We start from the raw sequence: 2,869 nt of genomic DNA on the forward strand, positions 1-2,869 counted from the left end.
GGCGCTGGCTGCGGTCGACGACTGCCTGCTCGCGCGGATGTCGGGCTCCGGCGCGACGGTGTTCGGCCTGTTCGACGACGTCCGCTCCGCACGCCGCGCGGCGCGTGCGCTGCGCGGCAGCCTGCCAGGATGGTGGATCCGGCCCACCCTGCTGCAGTGAGGAATGCGCCATGACGCCTGCGATCTACGTCGCGGCGGCGTTCGCCGAGATCGCCGGCTGCTTCGCCTTCTGGGCCGTGCTGAGGCAGGGCGCGTCACCCGCCTGGCTCGCGGCGGGCGTGGCTTCGCTGCTGCTGTTCGCCTGGCTGCTCACCCGCGTGGAGGTCGATGCGGCGGGGCGGGCCTATGCGGCCTATGGCGGCGTCTACGTCGCCGCCTCGCTCGTCTGGCTATGGTCCGTCGAGGGCGTCAGGCCCGACCGGTGGGACCTGACGGGCTCCGCGATCTGCCTGGTCGGCGCCGCGGTGGTGCTGTTCGGCCCGCGGGGTTAGTCTCCGCTAAGTCAACGCGGGTGTGAGACGATGGACTTGCTCGGTACCCTCAAGCCGCGAGCGAAGCCTCGCATAATTGACCTCGTTGAGGCTGCGGGCCTCGATGTGAGCACTTGGGATGACCGGCCATCTGGGCGGCCGGCGTCAACTAATCCAAAGTATTGCTACAACTGGTGTTTCACCCAGCCAGGGAGGCCTAGTGTTGTCGCGCTTTGGCATGACACGATGGCGCCCTCGGGCAGCACCATTTCCTACGACGTGGACTTCTCGAAGTACGGTGCATCTGCAGACGGGGTGCAAGGCGCGCTGTGGCGCAGGCGAGCAGCCGAACTAGAAAGCGTAGTCGCAGAGGCTTTCACAACCAGCACGTCGCTGAAGGTGATCATATGCGACCGCCATCAACGGCTGCATCCGGAGCGCACGAAGGTCGCCTCGAAGACCGTTGCGAGGGCGTTAGATGATGTGCGCTGGAACGTCGAGCGCTATGATCCTGCCCGAAGGACGTGCAGACTGCTGCGTCATACTCGTTCTTGATTAATGGGCCCGGGCGGTGACGAAGCCGATGACGTCGAGCAGCGCGCGGGCCTCCGAGCGGTCCTCGAACAGCGCCAGCGCGTCCTGCGCCATCGCGCCGTAGTGCCGGGCGCGGGCGAGCGTGTCCTCGATGGCGCCGTGCTTTCCGAGCAGGCGGATCGCCTCGGCGAGGTCGGCGTCCTGCGCGTCGCCCTCTTCCAGCGTGCGCTTCCAGAACAGGCGCTCCTCGGCTGAGCCGCGCCGATAGGCGAGCACCACGGGCAGCGTGATCTTGCCCTCGCGGAAATCGTCGCCGACCTTTTTGCCGAGCTTCGCTTCGCGGCCGCCATAATCGAGCGCGTCGTCCACCAGCTGGAAGGCGATGCCGAGATTCATGCCGTAGGAGCGGGCGGCCGCCTGCTCGGCGCGCGGCCGGCCGGCGATCACCGGCCCGACCTCGCAGGCGGCGGCGAACAGTTCTGCGGTCTTGCCGCGCACGACGGCGAGATATTCGTCCTCGGTGGTCGCGGTGTTCTTGGCGGCGGCGAGCTGCATGACCTCGCCCTCGGCGATCACGGCGGCGGCCTCGGAAAGGATGCGCAGCGCCTCGAGCGAGCCGACCTCGACCATCATCTTGAAGGCCTGGCCGAGCAGGAAGTCGCCGACCAGCACGCTCGCTTCGTTGCCCCAGAGCATGCGCGCCGCGAGCTTCCCGCGCCGCATCTCGGAGCCGTCGACGACGTCGTCGTGCAGCAGGGTCGCGGTGTGCATGAATTCGACGGCCGCCGCGAGCTTGACGTCGCCGTCGCCCGAATAGCCGCAGAGCGCCGACGTCGCGAGCGTCAGCATCGGCCGCAGCCGCTTGCCGCCCGACGAGATCAGGTGGTTCGCCACCTCCGGGATCATCACGACCTCGGAGCCGGTCCGCGACAGGATGAAGGCGTTGACGCGCTCCATTGCGGGAGCGACGAGCTTGAGAAGGGGCGCGAGGCCGGCGTCAGTCCCGCCGGGGCGCTCCTCTAACGGCACTACAACGCCCAATCGGAGCGCTCCCAACTGCCTCGGACCGGGGCGGACCGTAGCCACGCCCCTCCGGGGGAGCAAGTCGTAAAACGCCGGCGGTTCAGACCGGCAGCACGGCGCGGGCGGCCATCAGCTTCTGGGAGGCGAACAGCAGCAGGAGGACGGCGACGGCGAGAGCGACCACTTCAGCACGCATGACGAACTCCGAGGCCCGAACGACCCGGACTTCATGACCGAGGCGACGGGCCGAAGTTGGGCCCCGGCGTGGCGATCGCCGCCAAAAGCGTTAAATCCGTGAAACGATCCTCCAACACAGGCGATGGCTCTTGCAGGAACTCATCAGAAGCAATGATCCGGTGCTGTTGTCCTTCGTCCGCGCCAGGCTGGGCGAGGAGGGGATCGAGCCCGTCGTGGTCGACGGGAACATGAGCGTGCTGGAGGGCTCTCTCGGCATTCTGGCCAGCCGCGTGCTGGTTGCGGACGAGGATGCGGCCCGCGCACGCCGGGCGCTGGTGGAGAGCGGCCTCTCCCACGAGCTTCGCCCCGAGACGCCGTGAACGGCGAACTCACTGACGACCTGTTCCTCGGAGGGCGTCTCCGGCTCCTTCAACCGCGGCGGGGGCACCGCGTGGGAACCGACGCGGCGCTGCTGGTGGCCGCCGCCCGCTCGCGACTAGCGGCGAACGCTGTGGCGGCGGATCTGGGTTCCGGGGTCGGCGCGGTCGGGCTCGCGCTCGCGCATGCCGGCGCCGGACGCGTCGCGCTCGTCGAGATCGATGAAGGCTTGGCGGCGATTGCGGCCGAGAACGCCCGGCGCGGGCCTCAAGGCCATTGCGCCGGGC

Annotated in this window: 3 protein-coding genes and 2 pseudogenes; 4 read left to right on the plus strand and 1 reads right to left on the minus strand. The window is 68.8% G+C overall.

The annotated features are described in order from the left end of the window. Both ACIKT0_RS16315 and ACIKT0_RS16320 read left to right on the plus strand, forming a co-directional pair. Positions 1-160, plus strand: a pseudogene (locus ACIKT0_RS16315) (4-(cytidine 5'-diphospho)-2-C-methyl-D-erythritol kinase); the annotation flags it as partial. A gap of 10 nt (positions 161-170) precedes the next feature. Continuing rightward, positions 171-491 (plus strand): YnfA family protein, encoded by a 321-nt coding sequence (locus ACIKT0_RS16320; RefSeq protein WP_407106432.1) that lies wholly within the window; start codon positions 171-173, stop codon positions 489-491. Between the two features lie 534 nt (positions 492-1,025). Here ACIKT0_RS16320 and ACIKT0_RS16325 read toward each other — a convergent pair. Further along, complete coding sequence (locus tag ACIKT0_RS16325; protein WP_407106433.1) at positions 1,026-2,045, minus strand: polyprenyl synthetase family protein; 1,020 nt, start codon at positions 2,043-2,045, stop codon at positions 1,026-1,028. Positions 2,046-2,353: 308 nt separating this feature from the next. Between ACIKT0_RS16325 and ACIKT0_RS16330 the strand changes: the two genes are divergently transcribed. Then, positions 2,354-2,584, plus strand: a complete 231-nt coding sequence (locus tag ACIKT0_RS16330; RefSeq protein WP_407106435.1) for a putative signal transducing protein — start codon at positions 2,354-2,356, stop codon at positions 2,582-2,584. After that, a pseudogene (locus tag ACIKT0_RS16335) lies at positions 2,581-2,869 on the plus strand (tRNA1(Val) (adenine(37)-N6)-methyltransferase); the annotation flags it as partial. The gene ACIKT0_RS16330 and the pseudogene ACIKT0_RS16335, both read left to right, overlap by 4 nt.

Origin of the sequence: Hansschlegelia beijingensis (assembly GCF_045505405.1) — a bacterium.
GTDB classification, from domain to species: domain Bacteria; phylum Pseudomonadota; class Alphaproteobacteria; order Rhizobiales; family Methylopilaceae; genus Methylopila; species Methylopila beijingensis_A.